This window comes from Roseovarius pelagicus (assembly GCF_025639885.1).
Lineage (GTDB): Bacteria > Pseudomonadota > Alphaproteobacteria > Rhodobacterales > Rhodobacteraceae > Roseovarius > Roseovarius pelagicus.
In genome coordinates this window covers 173,088-193,304 of record NZ_CP106738.1, presented here as the reverse complement: position 1 = coordinate 193,304, position 20,217 = coordinate 173,088, and the positions used below count along the sequence as shown (strand labels likewise).

At 58.4% G+C, this 20,217-nt stretch carries 16 protein-coding genes; 6 read left to right on the top strand and 10 right to left on the bottom strand.

Annotated features, from left to right (window positions below):
• Window positions 1-142: 142 nt before the first annotated feature.
• The 7 genes from N7U68_RS02015 to N7U68_RS01985 all read right to left on the bottom strand — a co-directional run bounded on the left by N7U68_RS02015 (window position 143) and on the right by N7U68_RS01985 (window position 9,864).
• Entirely contained in the window at window positions 143-751 is a 609-nt protein-coding gene (locus tag N7U68_RS02015; protein WP_165192400.1) for an outer membrane protein, read from the bottom strand.
• A gap of 203 nt (window positions 752-954) precedes the next feature.
• Complete coding sequence (lpdA, locus tag N7U68_RS02010; protein WP_263048069.1) at window positions 955-2,349, bottom strand: dihydrolipoyl dehydrogenase; 1,395 nt, start codon at window positions 2,347-2,349, stop codon at window positions 955-957.
• A 191-nt stretch (window positions 2,350-2,540) separates the two neighbouring features.
• Window positions 2,541-3,179, bottom strand: coding sequence for a sulfotransferase family protein (locus tag N7U68_RS02005; RefSeq protein WP_263048068.1), 639 nt, complete (start codon window positions 3,177-3,179; stop codon window positions 2,541-2,543).
• 123 nt (window positions 3,180-3,302) lie between these two features.
• Window positions 3,303-3,887: a DUF924 family protein gene (locus N7U68_RS02000; protein WP_165192403.1), complete on the bottom strand. Its 585-nt coding sequence runs from the start codon at window positions 3,885-3,887 to the stop codon at window positions 3,303-3,305.
• A 118-nt stretch (window positions 3,888-4,005) separates the two neighbouring features.
• A complete protein-coding gene (locus tag N7U68_RS01995) occupies window positions 4,006-5,268 on the bottom strand; it encodes an MFS transporter (RefSeq protein ID WP_165192404.1) in 1,263 nt (420 codons plus the stop codon).
• A gap of 68 nt (window positions 5,269-5,336) precedes the next feature.
• Window positions 5,337-6,428, bottom strand: coding sequence for a tRNA preQ1(34) S-adenosylmethionine ribosyltransferase-isomerase QueA (gene queA, locus N7U68_RS01990; RefSeq protein ID WP_263048067.1), 1,092 nt, complete (start codon window positions 6,426-6,428; stop codon window positions 5,337-5,339).
• A gap of 37 nt (window positions 6,429-6,465) precedes the next feature.
• The gene (locus N7U68_RS01985; protein WP_263048066.1) at window positions 6,466-9,864 is read right to left on the bottom strand and encodes a YhdP family protein; all 3,399 of its coding nucleotides are present in this window, start codon (window positions 9,862-9,864) and stop codon (window positions 6,466-6,468) included.
• A 114-nt stretch (window positions 9,865-9,978) separates the two neighbouring features.
• Between N7U68_RS01985 and N7U68_RS01980 the strand changes: the two genes are divergently transcribed.
• A complete protein-coding gene (locus N7U68_RS01980; protein WP_263048065.1) occupies window positions 9,979-10,440 on the top strand; it encodes a peroxiredoxin in 462 nt (153 codons plus the stop codon).
• 21 nt (window positions 10,441-10,461) lie between these two features.
• On the opposite strand, the gene N7U68_RS01975 is transcribed toward N7U68_RS01980, so the two are convergent.
• Entirely contained in the window at window positions 10,462-11,238 is a 777-nt protein-coding gene (locus tag N7U68_RS01975; RefSeq protein ID WP_263048064.1) for an inositol monophosphatase family protein, read from the bottom strand.
• Window positions 11,235-12,008 carry a DeoR/GlpR family DNA-binding transcription regulator gene (locus N7U68_RS01970; RefSeq protein WP_165192409.1) on the bottom strand — a complete coding sequence of 258 codons (774 nt, stop codon included), beginning with the start codon at window positions 12,006-12,008 and terminating at the stop codon, window positions 11,235-11,237. Before N7U68_RS01970 ends, N7U68_RS01975 begins: the two co-directional genes overlap by 4 nt.
• A gap of 211 nt (window positions 12,009-12,219) precedes the next feature.
• Here N7U68_RS01970 and N7U68_RS01965 point away from each other — a divergent pair, with 211 nt between their 5' ends.
• The 5 genes from N7U68_RS01965 (at window position 12,220) to N7U68_RS01945 (ending at window position 19,614) form a co-directional block, all read left to right on the top strand.
• Window positions 12,220-13,161 (top strand): ABC transporter substrate-binding protein, encoded by a 942-nt coding sequence (locus tag N7U68_RS01965; protein ID WP_263048063.1) that lies wholly within the window; start codon window positions 12,220-12,222, stop codon window positions 13,159-13,161.
• A gap of 99 nt (window positions 13,162-13,260) precedes the next feature.
• Window positions 13,261-14,286: a quaternary amine ABC transporter ATP-binding protein gene (locus tag N7U68_RS01960; protein WP_263048062.1), complete on the top strand. Its 1,026-nt coding sequence runs from the start codon at window positions 13,261-13,263 to the stop codon at window positions 14,284-14,286.
• Window positions 14,283-16,280, top strand: coding sequence for an ABC transporter permease (locus N7U68_RS01955; RefSeq protein WP_263048061.1), 1,998 nt, complete (start codon window positions 14,283-14,285; stop codon window positions 16,278-16,280). Before N7U68_RS01960 ends, N7U68_RS01955 begins: the two co-directional genes overlap by 4 nt.
• Window positions 16,277-17,173 (top strand): phosphotransferase, encoded by an 897-nt coding sequence (locus N7U68_RS01950; protein WP_263048060.1) that lies wholly within the window; start codon window positions 16,277-16,279, stop codon window positions 17,171-17,173. Before N7U68_RS01955 ends, N7U68_RS01950 begins: the two co-directional genes overlap by 4 nt.
• Complete coding sequence (locus N7U68_RS01945) at window positions 17,170-19,614, top strand: GcvT family protein (RefSeq protein WP_263048059.1); 2,445 nt, start codon at window positions 17,170-17,172, stop codon at window positions 19,612-19,614. Before N7U68_RS01950 ends, N7U68_RS01945 begins: the two co-directional genes overlap by 4 nt.
• Before the next feature lie 84 nt (window positions 19,615-19,698).
• Here N7U68_RS01945 and N7U68_RS01940 read toward each other — a convergent pair whose 3' ends face one another.
• Entirely contained in the window at window positions 19,699-20,178 is a 480-nt protein-coding gene (locus N7U68_RS01940; protein ID WP_263048058.1) for a c-type cytochrome, read from the bottom strand.
• Between the last annotated feature and the right edge of the window lie 39 nt (window positions 20,179-20,217).

Genomic DNA, 20,217 nt, shown 5'->3' with positions numbered 1-20,217 from the left:
CCACAGCCAGAGCGGCCATTGATCAGAAAAAATTGCCGCCACAACTCCCCGCCGAAAGGGCCATGAATGCCGCCAACGCAAACCAAATGTGCTTCAGTCTCATGGTTTCTTCTCCTTTTTGGACACGCCCCGGCGGCGTATCTCAGAAATGCAGGTTCAGACCGGCTCGAAACACGCCGTTCTGCGAACCACCCGAGGTCGTAACCCCGCCGACATTCTGCCGCGACTTGGGGACGTCAACGTAATATGCCTCGATCCGCCCAGTCAGGTTCTCACCCAGCCAACGTTCGGCGCCGCCCCCGATCATCAAACCCGGCTCATAATCCGTGGTCGACCCAAGGCCGGTCAGAGAGGTCTTCTTCTCGGTCCACGCAACGCCAAGAGAGCCGAAAAACAGCGTCTCACCCAGAACCTGCCCAGCACGAAAACGCAATGATCCCATACTGTTCTCTTCGAAACTTCCACCGGGTGAACTTCCACGCAACTCCATCAAAGAGTAATCGACCTCGGCACCAAATACAGTGTTACCTTGTTGCCAGTTATACCCCAACTGCACCCCGCCCAGAAACGTCCCGGCATCCTGCGTTGGTCCCGGCATAGTCGGCACCCGGTTGGTAAATCCGGCGTAAGCACCGCCGAGATGCAGGCCTACATAAGGGCCATTCCAATCCTGCGAGGTCGATTGCGCGAGGGCACCGCCCGCCGCGAAAAACGGCAACAAAATACATGCAAAAGCGAGTCGTCGAAACATCGAAAGCTCCCGTGCAAGGGTATTTTCTGCCTCACAGCATACACAATCCAAAGATTCGGGCAAATATTGCAGTCTTATGGAATCGAGCCAAACGTCGCTTAGCGCGACAATCGATGCCCTCGGTTGCGCCATTTACGGTATGGAAAGAAACAACGATAGCGTCGGGTGTGAGACACGGAGGTAACACCGCCGCCGATCACAACCTAGATGTGGATCACCCGGTCATAGGCGTCCAGCACGCTTTCATGCATCATCTCGCTCAGCGTGGGATGCGGGAAAACAGTGTTTATCAGGTCTTCTTCGGTCGTCTCCAATTGGCGACCGACCACGTACCCCTGAATCAGCTCTGTCACTTCAGCCCCAATCATATGTGCGCCCAGCAGCTCTCCGGTTTTGGCATCGAACACGGTCTTGACCATGCCCTCCGGTTCTCCCAATGCGATGGCTTTGCCATTGCCGATGAAGGGGAAACGACCAACGCGCACTTCATGGCCCGCGTCCTTGGCCTTGGCTTCGGTCAGGCCCACGGATGCAATCTGGGGATGGCAGTAAGTACAGCCTGCGATGCTCTCTGGCTTGACCGGATGCGGATGTCCACCGGCGATCAGCTCGGCCACCATCACACCCTCGTGGCTGGCCTTGTGCGCCAGCCATGGCGCACCTGCGATATCGCCGATGGCATATATGCCCTCGACCTCAGTACGACAGTATGCATCCGTCACCACATGAGTTCGGTCGACGGTGACGCCCAACGCGTCCAGCCCTAGGCCCTCGGTGTTGCCGACAATGCCAACCGCGGAAATCACCGTATCAAAGTCCTGCTTTTCGACCTTGCCGCCTTGTTCGATATGCGCGGTCACAGTGTCCTTGCCCCGGTCTAGCTGCTTGACGCCCGCCTTCTCCAAAATAGTCATGCCTTGCTTCTTGAAGGCCTTCTTCGCCATGCCGCTGATCTCGGCATCCTCGACGGGCAGGATACGGTCCATCACCTCGACCACGGTCGTCTCGCATCCCAGCGTGTTGTAAAAACTTGCAAACTCTATCCCGATTGCACCCGAACCGATCACCAGCAGCTTCTTTGGCATATGCGGCGGAACCAGCGCATGCTTGTAGGTCCAGACGCGATCACCGTCGGCCTCCAGTCCCGGTAGTTCACGCGCGCGCGCCCCGGTGGCCAGTACGATATGCTTGGCACTCAGTTCTTCGGTGCCATTGTCGGTCTTGACCGATACACGACCATTGGCGGGCAGTGTGGCGACCCCCATGATCGTTGTAACTTTATTTTTCTTCAGTAGGTGGCCTACACCGCTGTTCAGTTGTTTGGCTACGGCGCGGCTGCGCTTTACCACTGCATCAAGATCATAGCTGATCCCCTCGGCACTCAGCCCGAATTCCTTGGCCCGGTGCATCAAGTGGAACACCTCAGACGACCGCAGCATCGCCTTGGTCGGGATACAGCCCCAGTTCAGGCAGATACCGCCCATGTGCTCTCGCTCGACCACACATACGTTCAGCCCCAACTGCGCCCCCCTTATGGCAGCCACATAGCCCCCCGGGCCTGCGCCAATCACGATCATATCATAGGTCTTCGGGGCCATCTGCGCCTCCTTGTCCGGATTTAGTTTGATATTAAACTATCCTGAAATGGCGCACAACGCCGTTTGGTTCGAAGGCCCAGCTAAAGCATTTGCGTCCAATCTCAGTTCTAGAGCGGATGCAAAATGCCACGGCAGCGACGATGCGTGGGCCTTTTCCGCTTTCTCCGAGCAAGAAAAACCGAGCGAAGACCTTAGCCTTCGGGTTCTCCGCCCAGAAGCTCCCAGAATTCGCGCTTCGGAAAACGGTTGGGAAATGCTTCTTGCGGCACGGGCACGTCGAGAAATTCACAGAGCGGCGCCCAACCCTGACGTACGTCGAAGACTAGTAACCGGTCGGCCGGGACCTCTTCGCGCACCCGTGCATTGTTGCGTTCATAAGTGGCGATGGCGCTGTCACGATCCGTAAAGTCGTCGAAATTGTCCAGCATGATACCGCCCTTCATGACGGCAAAAAGTTCGGCAATCTCCGGCGGCAGGTCGAGATCGTCCAGCATGCGAAAGAACTTTCCGATGGTTTGATTGAAACTCTCCCACCAACCGTCGGAAGGCCGTTCCGTGTGGATCACCTTTGCCTCTGGAAAGGCGCGCATGGTCTGAGGCCAGACATGGGCACCGGGCCAATCGACCTGAGCCTCGAAACCGGCAAAGACCTCATCCCAGTCCACCTGTTCGCCGGAAAAGACCGCGCGCCACTTCGGCATATGTGTCTGCGGATCCTTGAGAGCTTCGGACATGTGATGGCACGGACCGAACCCAAGTTGCGTCAGAGCCTCTTTCATGGACGTGGTGCCGGTGCGGCCAAAACCGGATCCGATAATGCGTAGCGTCATTAGAATTCCCCCGATCAGTGCCAACTATGCGCGCTTCTCGCGCAAAAGCAATACGCCACGACATCCTGTCGTATACGCCGGTGTCTGAGGATTTGATCGCGGAGGCCAGCAAAGGCTGATCCGTCAGGCTGCGTCTTTCTGCTGCAGTCGGCGCACCGTGCTGGCGTATCCTCCGGCCTCAAGATAGGCACGCTCAGGCAGGGTGCAGGCCCGACCCAACGCTTCGTTACGATAGGGGAAGCGGCCAAACTGGCGGATCACCTCGCGATGCGCCCGCGCATGCAACAGATTACTTGCACCACTCTCGGGCATACGTTCGCAAATCATGCGAATGCAGCGTTCCTGATCGCACAGGTTCTCGGCATGCATCAGCGGCAGGTAGAAAAATTGACGTGCGGGTTCTGCCACACGCAGATCCCATTTGCGATGAATGGCAACCTTGGCCGCAGCCACGGAATGCTTGTCGGTTGCAAAAGAGTCGCCCGACCCGCGGAACATGTTACGCGGAAACTGGTCCATCAGGATGATATAGGCCAATGTGCCATTCGGATAGGTGAGCCACAGACCATTCGCCCCCTCCCGTGCGCGCTGCCAAGCGTCTTGAAACCGGTCGCTGATCTTTGCATCCAACTCTTCGGAAACATCGTACCAGCCCTTGGGTCCGACCTCATCCAGCCAGAAACTCAGTACATCGTCAGGCGTTACCACAGGTCCACTCCTTATTTGTCCCGCTCATTCCGTGCCTTATCATGACAGATTAATGACAGTTTCACGTGCTTTGACAGTAACGTAATGCTTCATACCCGTCACATTCGAGCACAATTGCCTAGGTTTCCAGTTCCTCGGCGTCTTCTTGCGCAATATCGATCGCATATTCCTGCGCCCATGTGACCGCGACAGGCGAGGACGACGCGGTAACTGGTGCATACCGATCCGTTTCGTCCACCGAGGGTGCGGCACGCTGTGTCATGCGGTAGGCGGCATAAATCGCCATGGCAAACCCGAGAAACGCGATGAAGACAAAGAATCCTTTGGGGCCGATCATGCCCATCATCCAACCTGTAATCACCGGACCAGCCACAGCACCCAGACCATTGATGAACACCATACCGCCCGACGCGGCGGCCATATCTTCATGCTCCAGAAAGTCGTTCGTGTACGCGATCAGCAGCGAATACAGCGGGTTGGACAACCCCCCGACAAAGAAGGCCGATACCAACAGCGCCGGGTAGTAACCGCCAAAGAACATTCCGACCACTGCACCAACCCCCATCAGGGCGGCTGCGACACCGATCAACATGCGTCTATCCATCCGATCAGACATCCAGCCCAGTGGATACTGAATGATCAGCGCCCCAATATAAAAGGCCGACACGAACATCGAGATTTGTCCAACCCGCAGCCCGGCCTCGGCACCGTAAACCGCCGCCATGCCAAACTGCGCCGAGAAAATGCCCCCCAACAAGAACATACCAACACAGCCCAGAGGCGAGGTTTTCATGATCTGGCGTAATGTCATTGGTTTGGTCGTGTCAAATGCAGGCACGGGGCTGATTGAGAGCAAAATGGGCGCAAACGACAGAGAGATCAGAACCGACGGGATGATGAACAGGATGAAACCGCCCGGATCGGCCACGACCATCAGCCCTTGTGCCGACACGATCCCGATCATTTGCACGATCATGTAAAGCGACAGTGCCTTACCCCTGTTTTCGTTACTGGCCGCGTTGTTCAGCCAGCTTTCTGCTGTCACATACACGCCGGAGAAACAGAACCCGATCAAAACCCGCCCCACGCCCCAGGCCCAGGGATCGGCCCAAGTGGGATACAGGATCATCACCGCGGAGATCATCGATGCAAGCGCCGCAAATACCCGCACATGCCCGACCCGACGGATCATCTCGGGCGCCATACGCGAGCCGAACAGGAATCCGACGAAATAACCCGACATCACCAGCGATATTTCGAGCGTGGTAAACCCCTCGATCTGCCCACGCACGCCCAACAAGGTGCCCTGCATACCATTGCCGACCTGCAACAGCATCATCCCCAAAAGCAGCGCCCAAGCACTAGACAGGACCTTGATCATCGCGGCTCTCCCACTTTGTTTTGCCCGGCCTAGTGGTCGTGGCGGGGTCTGTCACCCTATTTCACGACTCAGCCATGTCGCTTGCGCGCTCCCGTCGCAGCGATTTGATCCGGGATCAACAGGGAAGCGTCACCATAAGAGAAAAACCGGTATTGGTGCGCCACGGCATGGGCGTAAATTCGCGCGACCCTCTCCTGCCCCATCCATGCCGAGACCAGCATCATCAGCGTGGACTTTGGCAGGTGAAAATTGGTCATAAGAGCATCGGTCACCTGAAAGGTGAAACCGGGGTAGATAAAGATATCCGTCTCTCCCTGCCACGGCGCAATTTCACCGCTTTCGCGCGCCGCGCTTTCGATCAGGCGCAGGGCAGTGGTGCCCACCGGGATCACCCGCCCACCTGCCGCGCGCGTCGCCGCAATCTCGGTCGCTGCCGTTTCGGTCACTTCCCCCCATTCGGCATGCATCTTATGGGTGGTCACGTCCTCCACCTTGACCGGCAAAAATGTACCAGCGCCCACATGCAGCGTGACATGGCTCATCGTCACTCCGCGTGCCTGCAACGCGTCGAGCAGTTCAGCATCAAAGTGCAGCGATGCGGTCGGTGCCGCCACCGCACCTGCATGGCGGGCCCAAACGGTCTGGTAATCGGTGGTGTCTTGGGCATCCGCTGGACGCTTGGCCGCAATGTATGGCGGCAACGGCATTGCCCCCGCCTCGGCCAGCGCGGCGTCAAAGTTCTCTCCGGACAAATTGAATTGCAGAACACCCTGCCCATCAATCTTGGCCAGCAACGTCGCACTCAAACCGGCACCAAACACCACCTGCTCGCCCTCGCGCAGCTTCTTGAGCGGTTTAATCATCGCTCGCCAAGCGCCAGCCTCGGCCTGCGGCTCCAGCAACGTTACTTCGATCCTCGCCTCGGTTTCGCCCGCAGCCCCGCTGCGGCGGCGTATTCCGCTGAGGCGCGCGGGGATCACCCGCGTATCATTCAGAACCAGCCGGTCCCCCGGACGCAACCAATCCGGCAAATCATAAACATTTGCGTCTGTGATCTGGTCACCTTCAGCGATCAGCAACCGCGCGGCACTACGCGGACGTGCAGGCCGCGTCGCGATCAGCGTTTCGGGCAGATCGAAATCAAAATCACTCAGCTTCATAGAGGCAGTATTCCTTGCGCGGTCGGTCTGATCGTTCTCAGCGGTCGCGGCGGTTGTTCAATTGTGGTGCGCTACGCTGTTCGGGTTCGGGCGTCCCGGACACACCATCTGTCTGTTCACGGGCCACCGTGGGCGGAGAGCGGCGCAAAATCTCTCGGAACATGCCCGGCGTCAAGATCGAGAGCGGATTGACGTGCACCCGCGGCGCAGTTGCCGGTCCCTTCAGCTTGTAGTTCATACCTACCAGCCCTTCGCCCTGACGGGTGAAGACGCCGCCAACCTGATTCACCAGATAGAGTGGCGAGACAACCCCCTGCATATCCATCTGGTTGTTTTCCATAAAGTAATATCCGTCCATCGAGATACCCATCGATGCACCGACCGCACTACTGGACAGCAGGGTAAGCCGATCAGGCGACAACTGGAACCGCGCGTCCACCTGATTGAACAGAATACCATTGCCCGACATCTGCTCTAGCAGCCCCACCACGCTGAGCGAACTCAACAACGCCGCCAGTGCAGGCGCATCGGTCAGCCAAACGTTCTCGGCCTCCAGCTGACCATCATACGTACCAGCCGCCGACGCCGGTGTCAGGATCAGTTCCAGATCACCACCACGCGCTTTCTTTAGCAAACCTGCTGCATCCAGAACCCCACCGGCATTATCCGATCGGATGCGAAACGCACTGCGCCCGCCCTGCGGCACAACACGCCCGGTGATAGCGGTCGCGCCATTGACCCGCCCCGAAAACGTGCCTTCGGTGCCGTTCGATGTGTCGAGCTTCGCACTGAAGTTCGTCAGCGCCATTCCGTCTGATATCTGCAACCGGTCCAGATTCAGGCTGATCGGCGCGCCTTGTTTCTGGCTCGCGTCACGCCCGCCGCTGAGCGTGGTCTGGCGCAGGTCAATGGTTCCAGAATCCACCAGCACTGCCGGAGAGAGCCCGACACCGCGCCCCACCAATTCGACGGGTGCATCGAGCCAGCGGCCAACTTCAACCCGCGAAAACAGCGCCCGATCCAATGCGCCACCCGGACGTAGCTGGATGCTGCCACGGGCACGCAATCCCGGTGCATCCATCTCGATCAGATCAATCTGTGGCGGGGTGCCCAGTCTGCCGCGCAATTCCAGTTGGCCGCGCGCCGCCTTTGCCAGCGACCAGTCAAGCTGTGCCAGTTGCAGGCCAACCCCTGACATATCCGAACTGAGGGCAAAGTTGCCCGTTCCGTCCCGGTTTAGATCAACCGTGATATCGCCGCGTCCCTGCCCGCTTAGGCTGCCCGGTGGCAATCCGACGCCGAACTCATCGGCGAACCGTTCTGATATTTCGATGGTTCCGGTCAGACGGCTCTTGCCCTTGCCTTCCGGTCCCATCGGGGATCGCCAGCGTCCTGTAAACGGGACCTGCCCCAGCAAACCATCTCCGCCAATCTCCAGCGTTTCGTTATTCGCGTTCACGGTCAATGCCGCCGCACTCAAAACGCGGCCCGGCACCAACGCCGAGCTGCGGACCTCACTTAAATCTCCCGCAATGTCAAAATCGACATCGTCAGGACCGACTTTCTTCTCCAGCGGAAATTTCAACTGCCCACTTAACCGGGCACGGCCATCGGCCAATGTGACAGGCTTATCCTGCTTACTGAGAAATTCGAACGGTTTCTCGTCCAGCAACGCCAACGCCGCAGTGATCGTACTCTCTGTCTCTAGGGCAACCTCAGCGATGGAATCCTTGCGCCAGACGTCCGGCACCACGAAGCTGGTGCCCGCGATGTCGATATAACCACCTTGCGATGCCTTCACCCTGCCCTTCTCGGCCTGAATCACAAAGCGCCCGTCATAGAGCGAAGCATGCCCGTTTGCCCCTGTGATCGGCGGCATTTCCTTGATGAATCGGGTGTTCAAACCGTCATAGTCAAATCCCAAAAACAAGTCAGGCCGGTGCTTGGGTTTCGAGCGCACGGCCAACTGGATATTGCTCAGCCGCGCGGCGGTCACATTTTCGGCGATCCAGTCGCGGGTTTTCCCACTCGTTGACTCGGGCCACAGTTCTAACAGGCGATCATGGCCGAGGCCGTCCATGCGCCCATCAAGCGCCAGATACCAGCCCGCCTCTTCCGCTTTCAGATCGCCGCTCAGGATCAGTTGCTGTCCTTGGTCAGACAGGCTCAACTGCCCCAAGCTGAGGTGAAACGGTTCCATCTGCAGGCGCATGTCCATCGTTGCGGCATCAATCAGGATCGGCTCCGGGTATAGGTCCGCCGGATCGGCAGTTATTCCTGTGACGCGCATCTGCGCCTGCAACTCAGTAGGCCAGCCATCCCGCGCGCCCACCAGAAACGCCGTGCCCTCGGCCCGTGCCGTGACCCATTTGCTACTGATCGACAAACTCTCGAAGCGCATGGTCTGGGTGTTGGGGTCATAGGTGAAATAACTGCGCGCAGATGAGAATGCGATTGGTTTGGTGGCTTCGGTGGGTTGCAGAACACCTGCACCGATCTGCAGCGTCGCATTGAGCGGGCCCAGAGTCCCGTCCTCTTCGACCGCAACCCGTAACGCCCCGGAAATAGGCGCGTCCAACGCCCCCAGCCATGCCAGAGCCGGTGATTGTCCGGCGATATCCTCAGACGGCGCATCCTCGATGTTGACACCGAACTCTGCTCGGTTGTCACCGATCCTGCTAGCGTAGTTCATTTCCAGTGTGGTTGCATATGCCCGCGCACCGAGCAGCGCAAAGTTGCCCCGGATACGCAAATCATCCTCGTCGCGGGTCAATGCAATCTGACCACCATCAATGTTCCACGCACGCCCCGCTCGCGCATCCTCGTAGCGCAGGGTCAGATTATCGGCAGAAATACGAGAAAGTGACAATAATTCAGGACGTTGCAATGCATCATCAATCTGACTGATGATTGCGGTGATCCCCGCAGAGCCGCGTGCTCCAGCACCCGCCGCCTCTGGTCCGCCCAATGCAACATCAACTGTACCGCTCTTGTCCCTGCGCAAAGTCAGTTGCACCCCTGAAACCCGAATGCTGCCCGGCTGCAATTCGCCGCGAAAGAGCGGGCGCATCGCCACCCGTCCCCCGAGCTCCGTCAGGTTCGCCAGATGCGCGCCGTCCGGTCCACGCAACACCACATCGCGCAGCGACAATCGCGGCTTCCAGCCTTCTTCGATCACTACCACCATCTGACCCAGTTCGACCTGAACCTCTCCGGTGTTTTCGTTGATCCGCTCGGTGACACGCGCACGCAACCAGTCCGGTACGGTGATCGGCGTCCCCAGATAAGACAGCATCAGCAACACGGCCAATCCTGCTACAGCCGCCATACTGACCAACGACCACAGCCCGACCTTGCGCCGACGCCGGCGGCGGTGCTGGCGGCGCAGATGTCGTGTGTCATCCGCATTTGCGTTGTTGATCTCAGTCGTGCTCATCTCATCCTGACGGGTGAACTATTCGTATCGGGTTTGCCTGTCGCGATTACCGTGTTTATTTCCTGCGTATTTGCCCTAATGTAACACGCATATTCCCTTCACCAAGGATAGCTCATGCCACAAATCTCTGACATTGCACCTGATTTTACCCTGCCTCGCGATGGTGGTGGCGAAATTCAGCTTAGTGCACTGCGTCCTGCGCCTGTCGTGCTCTTCTTCTACCCACGCGATAACACCCCCGGCTGCACCAAGGAGGCGCGCGCATTTACCGATCTTCTGCCCGAATTTCAGGCCGCTGGTGTGACCGTTCTGGGGATTTCCAAAGACAGTGTCTTAAAACATACCAAGTTTCGCGACAAGCATGACCTTGGAATGCCGTTACTGTCCGACGAAAACAGCGAAACCTGCGAAGCTTACGGTGTGTGGAAAGAGAAAAACATGTACGGCAAGAAATTCCTCGGGATCGAGCGCAGCACGTTCCTGATTGATGGTGACGGGCGCATCGCGCAGGTCTGGCGCAAGGTCAAGGTGCCGGGCCACGCTGAAGACGTCCTGCAAGCGACCAAGACGCTCTAAGGTCGGAGCAGACGATCTGCCCTACGCGTTCAACACCTCCAACACTGCGCGATGCAGATCCGGTGTCGCCGCAGTTACCACGCGGCCATCAGAGCCCAAATCCAGCGGGCGACCTTGCCAATCGGTGATGATTCCACCCGCGGCCTCGATCAAAGGGGTCAGGGGCAGAAAATCATAGGGTTCCAGCCCCATATCCGTGACGGCATCAATCTGCCCCGCCGCAACCATCGCATGCGGATAGCAATCGTAGGACATGCGCCGCGTATGCCCGATTTTACAGAGCCGGGCAAACCGCGCGGGATCGTCCGCATGGGTACGCTCCGGCTCGTTCACGAAAATCAGAGCCTCAGTCAGTTGGGTCGTCGTACGCACACGGATCGGTGTGCCGTTCAGCGTGGCCGCCCCCCCGCGAACACCGACATAAGTCTCATTTAATGCCGGCATACGAACAACGCCCACTTGCGGCACGCCGGATTGCAAATGCCCGATCAGCATGCCGAAACCGGGGTACCCGGACAGAAAGTATCGCGTGCCGTCAATCGGATCGATGATCCATGCCGGACCGTCCAACGAACCACTTATGCCGAATTCCTCACCAAAGATGCCATGTTCGGGAAACGCCTCGGCCAGTGCAGCACGAATGGCCTCTTCGGTTGCACGATCGGCGACCGTCACCGGGCTTTCATCCCCCTTCAACTCGATCCCGAGACCGCCTTGCCGAAAGTGTTCCATTGGGATGGTGCTTGCATCTTCGGCGATGCGCGCGGCCAGGCGCGCGATTTCGTCGAGCCCACTCATGCCGCCACCTGAATATCTGTGCCCCAGTCACTGGCGGCTTGCACCAGATCAGGTGGCGGTGCTGCATCTGTCACCAATACGTTGATCAATGCGGGATCGCACAACGTGATCGGTGCCGCGCGACCGAACTTGGTTGAATCCGCCGCGACCCAGCGCCGCCCGGCATTGCGCAGGATCGCGCGACTAAAATTCGCCTCTTCAAGGTCATACAGCATGAACCCATTCTGTGCCGTTATGCCCGCAGAGGATAATACCGCCAGATCCGTCTTGAAATTGTTGGCAAATCTCATCGCCTCTGCTCCAAATGCTCCGCCGTCATGAGCGCGCAGCGCACCGCCCGCCATGTAGACCTGATTAGCGTTTCGTGTTGCCAGCTTGTAGGCTACCGAAACAGAATTAGTCACCACCAATAATTCGGCGTGATCACGCAACGCGTCAGCGATGTAGGATGTCGTGCTACCGACATCCAGAAAAAGTGAGCTGCCGTCGCGTACTTGCGCCGCCACATGACGCGCAATGATCTGCTTGGCTTCCGGACTGATGCGCAACCGATGCTGAAAGTCGCCTTCACCGGTATCTTCGGCCAGTCGCGCACCACCATGTACTTTTTCGACCTGCCCACTTTCGGCCAGCCGCTTGAGGTTTCGTCGCACAGTTTCCTCGGACACCTGCAACTCCCGCGCCAGCCTGTGGACCCGTAGGGAACCGCCCGCCCGGCGCAACGCATCAAGTATCTCCTGCTGGCGGTGGTTGGGATGGGCATTTTCCATGCGGATTTCCAAGTTCGAGTGCCGTTCTGCGCTTCAAATCGCAGCAGTGTCGATAATCTTCAACCTAGCTTTTGCACGACAGGCAACACTTTCCAACATAAAACCTCAAAAAACGTTGCATTATGTTGTTTTTTGCAGTTCACTCGATCCAGAATACACCATTCAAAACGGCGCCGCGCCAAGCTGCGCCATATAAAACAGGGAGTCTGCCGTGAAATTCACCTCCACTATCTCCGCTGCCGCAATTGCCGCAGCAATTGCCGCACCGGCCCTTGCCGATGTCGAAAATCAGGATCCGATCAAGCTGACCACTCATGATTGGACCGGGCAAATCGTAAACACGACAATCCTGGGCGAGGTGCTGATGAAAGCAGGCTATAACGTCGAGTACGTTCAAGCCGACTATATCGCGCAGTTCGCCGGCCTGAAGACCGGCGATCTGCATGTCGCTACAGAAATCTGGGAAACCACCGGTCGCGAGGCGATGGATGAGGCCACTGCCACAGGCGACGTTGTGAACATGGGCGAAAGCGGAATGATCGCAATCGAGGAATGGTGGTATCCCGCCTACATGGAGGAACGCTGCCCCGGCCTGCCGGACTGGACTGCATTAAATGACTGCGCGGCAGAATTTGCCACGTCTGAAACCGCTCCGATGGGCCGCTATCTGGGTGGTCCGGTAACATGGGGTGGTTTTGATGAAGAACGTGTCGAAGCCTTGGGTATGGATTTCGAAGTTGTCCATGCCGGCACCGATGCCGCCCTCTTTGCTGAACTGGAATCGGCCTATCAGCGCGAGGCGCCAATCGTGCTCTGGCTCTATAGTCCGCACTGGGCACCGGCCAAATACGAAGGTTCGTTTGTCGAATTCCCCCCCTATTCCGCCGAATGCTACAACGATCCATCCGTGGGCATGAACACCAGCGCCGCCTATGATTGTGGCAAGCCGACAGGACCCATCTGGAAGGTCGCATGGTCCGGTGTCGCCGATAAATGGCCGGGTGCTGCGGACATCATCAAGAATTACACATTGACCAACGAAGAGATGGGCGCGCTCGTTGCGGCTGTCGATCTCGAAGGGAAATCAATCGAAGACGTCACTGACGCCTGGATGGCCGAAAACGCCGCCAAGGTCGACGGCTGGATTAACTAACTCTCCCTGCGACTGGACGAGGGGGCTTCGGCCCCCTCTTTTTCCCTCTTCCCAGCATCCTGCGTCAGCGGGTTCTGTTAAGGTGGTCACGAGGTGACAATGGAACGCCCCCAAAAGATGATCTGCCGCAACGTCTGGAAGCTTTACGGCCCGGACCCGGCGCAATTCCTTCAGCGTAATCCCGATCCAAGCGCCGAACAACTGCGCGAGGCCGGCATGATTGGCGCGGTCAGAGCCGCAAACGTCGAGATCGGGCAGGGTGAGATTTTCGTCATCATGGGCCTGTCCGGGTCCGGCAAATCCACGCTTGTACGCTGCTTGTCACGCCTGATCGAACCGACCGGTGGAGACATCCTATTCGATGGCGACGATCTGCTGGCCATGACTGAAGCCGAATTGATCCAACTGCGCCGTAAGAAGATCGGCATGGTTTTCCAGAACTTTGCCCTCCTGCCCCATTTGACAGTGTTGCAGAATGTGGCGTTCCCCCTCGACGTGCAGGGCGTTCCACGCCGTAAACGCGAGGCCCGCGCACATGAAATGATCGAAACCGTCGGTCTAAAAGGGCGCGAGAACTATTTTCCTCGCCAGCTATCAGGCGGACAACAACAGCGGGTTGGCATCGCCCGCAGTCTGGTGGTGGAGCCAGAGATCTGGTTCCTAGACGAGCCTTTTTCGGCGCTGGACCCCCTGATCCGGCGCGAGATGCAGGATGAGTTCCTGCGGCTTCAGGCATTGCTGAAAAAAACCATCGTGTTCATCACTCATGACTTCGACGAGGCAATCCGCCTTGCTGACCGGATCGCAGTAATGAAGGACGGTCGTATCGTACAGACGGCTACGCCCGAGGAGCTGGTCATGAATCCCGCCACCGACTATGTCGCGGAATTCACTCGTCATATCCCACGCGGCAAAGTTCTGAGCCTTCAAAACATCATGTCACCCGGCGCGGATGACGGCCCCTATGCGGGCGATCTACAGGCGACCGATCGTGTTGCCGACGTGGCAGATCGGGTCGAGGCCGCAGATCGCCCCCACCGCGTGCTGGATGCCGATGGAACACCTGTGGGCACCGTGGACGCACGCGCGGTGATTGACGTGCTCATCGGACGAGGCGCCGCGTGAACTGGCGCCGGTTCACCACCCCTCATGCCCTATTCTGGTGGGGATTGCTGGCCGTTACATGGATCCTGTCGTCCACGTCTTTCCAATTGTACAAGGCGCTTGACGCGCGTTGGATCATCCGGTTCCCCAAGGCATGGCAAATGCCGCTGGAGACATGGATTTCAGACGCGATGCGCTGGCTGCTTGAGGATGCAACCTTTGGCATTTTCACATTCCGAGAACTCACGCGTTTCATCTCGGCAATCATCGAAGTGCCCTATGATGTGGCCCGGGCCGCTCTGGCAGACGGTTTCGTACAGGGTTTGGGCAGCAACGCGGTAGAGATCGCGCCACCACTCAGCTGGATTGCCGTCATCGTCATCATGGTGGTGCTGGGACGGGTCGCCAAGGATTGGGGGCTGGCATGGCTGGTTGGTGCCTGTTTCCTTTACCTCGCCGTTTTCGGCCAATGGGACAGCGCAATGGTCACCCTTGCCTCTGTCGTGATCGCGGTCCCCATCGGCGTCGTCGGTGGTCTGGCTCTTGGTATCCTCAGCTTTCGGGTGCCTTGGGTCGAGCGTGCCTTGCGCCCGTTTTTGGACCTGATGCAGACAGTTCCAGTCTTTGCCTACCTTGTTCCGATCCTCTTTCTCTTTGGATTCGGTCCGGTCGCGGCCCTCGTCGCCACGGTGATCTATGCCATGCCGCCTATGGTTCGGGTGTCAACCGTTGCCCTACAGACCGTGCCCGCCGAAGTGGTCGAGGCGGGCAAGATGGCGGGCTGTACCAAGCGCCAGATGATGTGGAAGGTATTGGTACCCTCAGCGGCCCCGACGCTAATGGTTGGCGTCAATCAGGTGATCATGTTGACGCTGAACATGGTGATCATCGCCTCTATGATCGGTGCGGGCGGGCTGGGATTTGATGTCCTGAGCGCGTTGCGTCGGCTGGACATCGGTGGCGGGATCGAGGCGGGTTTGGCCATCGTGGTCATGGCCATCGCGCTGGATCGTGTCAGTCAGGCCTTTAGTACACGCCTGCCAGCCCCGGTACAGGGACGCGATCTGAATTACCTACAGCGCCATCCGTGGTTCGCCACAGTATTCGCGGTTGTGGTGCTGATCTATGTTGCGGGCCTCTTCGTCCCCGCCGTTCAGGACTATCCAGAGACTGCGACACTAACCACGTCGGCCTTCTGGGAAGACGCGATGCGCTATGTCAACGTGACCTTCTTTGACACGTTCGAGGCAATCAAGGACGTGTTTCTCACCTATCTTCTGCTGCCGGTAAAACGTTTCTTCACCGGCATCCCGTGGGCGTGGGGCATCGTCGCTGCGGGCCTTGCAGCTGGCAAGGTGGGCGGCTGGAAACTGGGCGTTATGGCAGCATTGATGACGGCGTTCATTGCGGCAAATGGGCTATGGAACAAGGCAATGATCACAATCTACCTGTGCGGTGTCTCGGTCCTGATTGCCTACGCGATCGGCGTGCCACTCGGCATCTGGGCAGGGGCGAATGCGCGCGCGCACCGCTGGGTCGGGGCATTTATTGACACGCTGCAGACACTGCCCAGCTTCGTCTATCTGATACCGGTGGTCATGCTGTTTCGCGTCGGCGACTTTTCCGCGATGATTGCCGTCGTGCTATACGCGCTGGCGCCTGCCGTGCGCTACGCGGCACATGGTATACGCTCGATAGAGCCACAAATGATCGAGGCGGGCCTCGTATCCGGCTGCACAAAACGACAGCTCCTATGGCGGGTCAAATTGCCTTTGGCCGCTCCCTCGCTGCTTCTGGGTCTTAATCAAACAATAATGCTGGCGCTGTCGATGTTGGTGATCACTGCCCTCGTCGGCACCCGCGATCTGGGCCAAGAGGTCTATATCGCGCTGACAAAGGCCAATACAGGCCAAGGCATCGTCGCAGGTCTCAGCGTCGCCTTCATCGCGATCATTGCGGACCGGATCGTATCGGCGATGGCGCGCCACTCAAAGGAAAGGCTGGGCCTCGCATGACACCCAACGAAGCCATTGAAGCGGCACGCGCGCTGACCTGCTGGACAGCGCCGACCAAAATCGAGCCGCTGGAAGGCGGCATTACCAATCACAACATCCGCGTCACCGATCGCGGGCGTGAGTATGTGGTCCGTCTGGGACAGGACATTCCCGAACACGGCATCCTGCGCTGGCACGAACTTGCGCTTAGCCGCGCCGCCGAAAGTGCCGGACTATCTCCGGCGGTACACCACTTCGAACCGGGTGTGCTGGTTCTCGACTTCATACCCAGCACGGCATTGGCAGAGGACGATCTGCACGATCATGCCACGCTGATGGCCGCGACCGACCTGATCGCGCGCCTTCACTGCCAGATGCCGAGCCATTTGCGCGGCCCGATCCTGAGTTTCTGGGTCTTTCACATCTTGCGCGATTATGCCGCGACCCTGATAGAACGCGGCTCTCGGCACCTGTCTTCCCTGCCCGATCTGCTGGAACAGGCCGCCCTGCTGGAGCGCGCAGTCGGGCATGTCAAACTGGTCCTCGGCCATAACGATCTGCTGCCAGCGAACCTGTTACGTGCAGACGATGGTGCCCTCTGGCTGATTGATTGGGAATATGGCGGATTCAACTCTCCGCTATTCGATCTGGGCGGGTTGGCCAGCAACTGCGCCCTGCCCCGCGATGCCGAAGAGGCGATGCTGACGCGCTACTATGGCGCATCGCCCGACGCCGCGCTGTGGCGCCGGTATGACGCGATGAAATGTGCCTCACTTCTACGCGAAGCCATGTGGTCGATGATGTCTGAACTGACTTCAACGCTCGATTTCGACTACGCCGACTACACCGATAAGAACCTAGACCGATATGCAGGCGCTTTTGCCGCCTTCACTACCCAAGGATACCAACCATGAGCGATTTCCCAACTTCGGCCAAAGCCGTCATCGTGGGGGGCGGCATTATTGGCTGCTCTACTGCCTACCATCTTTGTCGGCTCGGATGGGACGTTGTCCTGCTGGAGCGCAAAAAACTGACCTCTGGCACCACATTTCACGCCGCAGGCCTTGTGGGTCAGTTGCGCAGTTCGGCCAACATCACGCAATTGCTGGGTTACTCTGTCGATCTCTACAAAAAACTGGAGGCCGAGACCGGACAGGCGACCGGCTGGAAGATGAATGGCGGCCTGCGTCTGGCCTGTAACGAGGAACGCTGGACAGAGGTAAAGCGGCAGGCCACCACCGCCCATTCCTTTGGGTTGGAGATGGAGCTGCTGACGCCGAAGGAAGCGCAAGAGCTATGGCCGCTGATGCAGGTCGATGATGTCGTCGGCGCGGCCTTCATGCCCACGGATGGGCAGGCAAACCCATCCGATATCACCTTGTCTCTGGCCAAGGGCGCGCGCATGGGCGGGGCGCAGATTTTCGAGGATACCAAGGTTACGAAAGTGATCGTTGAAAAGGGCGTGATCAAGGGCGTCGAGACCGACAAGGGCCGCATCGACTGTGGCGTTGTGATCGCCTGTTGCGGGCAATGGACCCGCGAATTTGCCAAACAGGTCGGCGTCAATGTCCCGCTGGTATCGGTTGAACACCAATACATGGTGACCGAGCCGATTGATGGCGTCACCTCTGACATGCCAACGCTACGCGACCCGGACCGCCTGACCTACTACAAGGAAGAAGTCGGTGGTCTTGTCATGGGCGGCTATGAGAAGAACCCGATCATGTGGGCCCAAAATGGCATTCCGAAGGATTTTCACTATACGCTTCTGGACAGTAATTTCGATCATTTCGAGCAACTGATGGAACTGTCTCTGGGGCGGGTGCCAGCGTTGGAGACCGCTGGCATCAAAACCCTGACCAACGGACCGGAAAGCTTTACCCCCGATGGAAATTTCATCCTCGGCGAAGCACCTGAACTGCGCAATTTCTACGTCGGCGCAGGGTTCAACGCCTTTGGTATCGCCGCAGGTGGCGGCGCCGGGATGGCGTTGGCGGAATGGGTGGCCAACGGCAGCCCGCCCTATGATCTGTGGTCTGTTGATATCCGCCGCTTCGGCGCGCCGCATTTTGATACCGACTGGGTCCGCGCCCGTACGTATGAGGCATATGGCAAACACTATACGATGGCGTGGCCCAGTGAAGAGCACGACAGCGGTCGCCCCTGCCGCAAGTCACCACTCTATGACACGCTCAAATCCGAGGGCGCTGTTTTTGGCGAAAAGCTCGGTTGGGAGCGTCCGAACTGGTACGCAGACACCGACGCGGGCGAGGTTCAGCACGATATCTACACGTTTGACCGTCCGAACTGGCACAGCGCCGTCGCACGCGAACACAAGGCCGCGCGCGAGGCTGCAGTACTGTTTGATCAAACTTCATTCGCTAAATTCGTCCTGAAAGGGCCGGATGCCGAGGACGCGCTGAGCTGGATCGCCGCCAACGACGTAACCGGACCCGTGGGCACGCTGACCTATACCCAGATGTTGAACGATCAAGGGGGGATCGAATGCGATCTGACTGCCGTGCGCCGGGCCGAGGATGAATTCTATATCGTCACCGGCACCGGTTTTGCGACGCACGATTTCGATCACATCGCACGTAATATACCCGACGGGATGAATGCGCAGCTATTCGATGTGACATCGGCTTATGCGGTGCTGTCGCTCTTTGGTCCGCGAGCTCGCGATATCCTGCAATCAGTGACCCGCAGCGACGTGAGCGACGCGGCGTTCCCGTTTGGCACAGCGCAAACGATAGGCATTGCGGCGTGCCCGGTGAACGCCCTGCGGGTGACCTATGTGGGCGAATTGGGCTGGGAACTGCACCTGCCGGTCGAATATGCCGTGACTGTATACGAGGCGCTGCATCGTGCGGGTGCCAAACACGGGCTGCGTAATGCAGGATACCGCGCGTTGGAGACCCTGCGGCTGGAAAAAGGCTATCGTGCATGGTCGTCTGACATCGGCCCCGATCACACACCTGACGAGGCCGGGCTGGGCTGGGCGGTCAAGTTGAAGAAAAATATCGACTTCAAGGGGCGCGCGGCGGTCGAAGCACAGCGCGCCAAGGGTGTGGCCAAACGCATGACGACCTTTACCGCCGATCCGGACGTGATCCTGTCAGGACGCGAAACGATCTATCGCAACGGTGTCCGCGTCGGATGGCTTAGCTCTGCGGGGTACGGTCATGCGCTGGGGCAATCCATCGGCATGGGGTACGTCCGCAACCCCGACGGGGTCAGCCGCGATTATGTTCTGGAGGGCGAGTATGAACTGGAGGTCGCAACCAAACGCGTACCTGCCAAGGCACATCTGGCACCTCTCTATGATCCCCGGATGGAAAAGGTGAAGTGCTAAGCGCGCATCGCGCCCTAATAAGCAGACCGGCCCAATTGTCATGGGCCGGTCCGAAAAATTAGCGCTCCGACGAAACGGATACGACTACTCTGCCTTTTCTTCCTTCACTGGCGGCTTGAGCGAATAAAGAAAGGCGTAGAGGTCCACAGCGTTGTCGGCCTTGCGCACCTTGAACGTCATTTTGCTACGTTTCGCGTCTGGATCACCCAGTGTTTCGCGCAACCAGCCGGTGGGATCCTGCACATAGGCAACAAAGGACTCTTCGTCCCAGATCATTCCGTCGGCACCAATTTTTGCGATGGATGGGCCGTATTTGTAATCGTCACGCCCGGCGATCTGATGCCCTGCCGCGCCATATAGGTTCGGTCCGGATCGCGCCTTGCTTCCTGCCAAAAGCTCGCCTGCATCGTTCTTGACGATATGACAGGAAACGCATTGGCGAAACGCCTTTTCACCCGCGGCAACATCGCCCGATGGTGCGGCCATCTCGGTTGTCTCATGGTTCTCGGCATGGGCTGGCGCGACCAGCATCAATGCAGCGGCGGCGGTAATAATTTTGTTCATAGGTCCTCCTGGGAGTTGCGGCAGGAATACGCTCGGTTC

Excerpts from the sequence above, each read along its gene's own strand:
- N7U68_RS02015 (WP_165192400.1), bottom strand. The coding sequence starts at position 751 with ATGTTTCGACGACTCGCTTTTGCATGTATTTTGTTGCCGTTTTTCGCG.
- lpdA (WP_263048069.1), bottom strand. The coding sequence starts at position 2,349 with ATGGCCCCGAAGACCTATGATATGATCGTGATTGGCGCAGGCCCGGGG.
- N7U68_RS02005 (WP_263048068.1), bottom strand. The coding sequence starts at position 3,179 with ATGACGCTACGCATTATCGGATCCGGTTTTGGCCGCACCGGCACCACG.
- N7U68_RS01995 (WP_165192404.1), bottom strand. The coding sequence starts at position 5,268 with ATGATCAAGGTCCTGTCTAGTGCTTGGGCGCTGCTTTTGGGGATGATG.
- queA (WP_263048067.1), bottom strand. The coding sequence starts at position 6,428 with ATGAAGCTGAGTGATTTTGATTTCGATCTGCCCGAAACGCTGATCGCG.
- N7U68_RS01985 (WP_263048066.1), bottom strand. The coding sequence starts at position 9,864 with ATGAGCACGACTGAGATCAACAACGCAAATGCGGATGACACACGACAT.
- N7U68_RS01980 (WP_263048065.1), top strand. The coding sequence starts at position 9,979 with ATGCCACAAATCTCTGACATTGCACCTGATTTTACCCTGCCTCGCGAT.
- N7U68_RS01975 (WP_263048064.1), bottom strand. The coding sequence starts at position 11,238 with ATGAGTGGGCTCGACGAAATCGCGCGCCTGGCCGCGCGCATCGCCGAA.
- N7U68_RS01970 (WP_165192409.1), bottom strand. The coding sequence starts at position 12,008 with ATGGAAAATGCCCATCCCAACCACCGCCAGCAGGAGATACTTGATGCG.
- N7U68_RS01960 (WP_263048062.1), top strand. The coding sequence starts at position 13,261 with ATGGAACGCCCCCAAAAGATGATCTGCCGCAACGTCTGGAAGCTTTAC.
- N7U68_RS01950 (WP_263048060.1), top strand. The coding sequence starts at position 16,277 with ATGACACCCAACGAAGCCATTGAAGCGGCACGCGCGCTGACCTGCTGG.
- N7U68_RS01945 (WP_263048059.1), top strand. The coding sequence starts at position 17,170 with ATGAGCGATTTCCCAACTTCGGCCAAAGCCGTCATCGTGGGGGGCGGC.
- N7U68_RS01940 (WP_263048058.1), bottom strand. The coding sequence starts at position 20,178 with ATGAACAAAATTATTACCGCCGCCGCTGCATTGATGCTGGTCGCGCCA.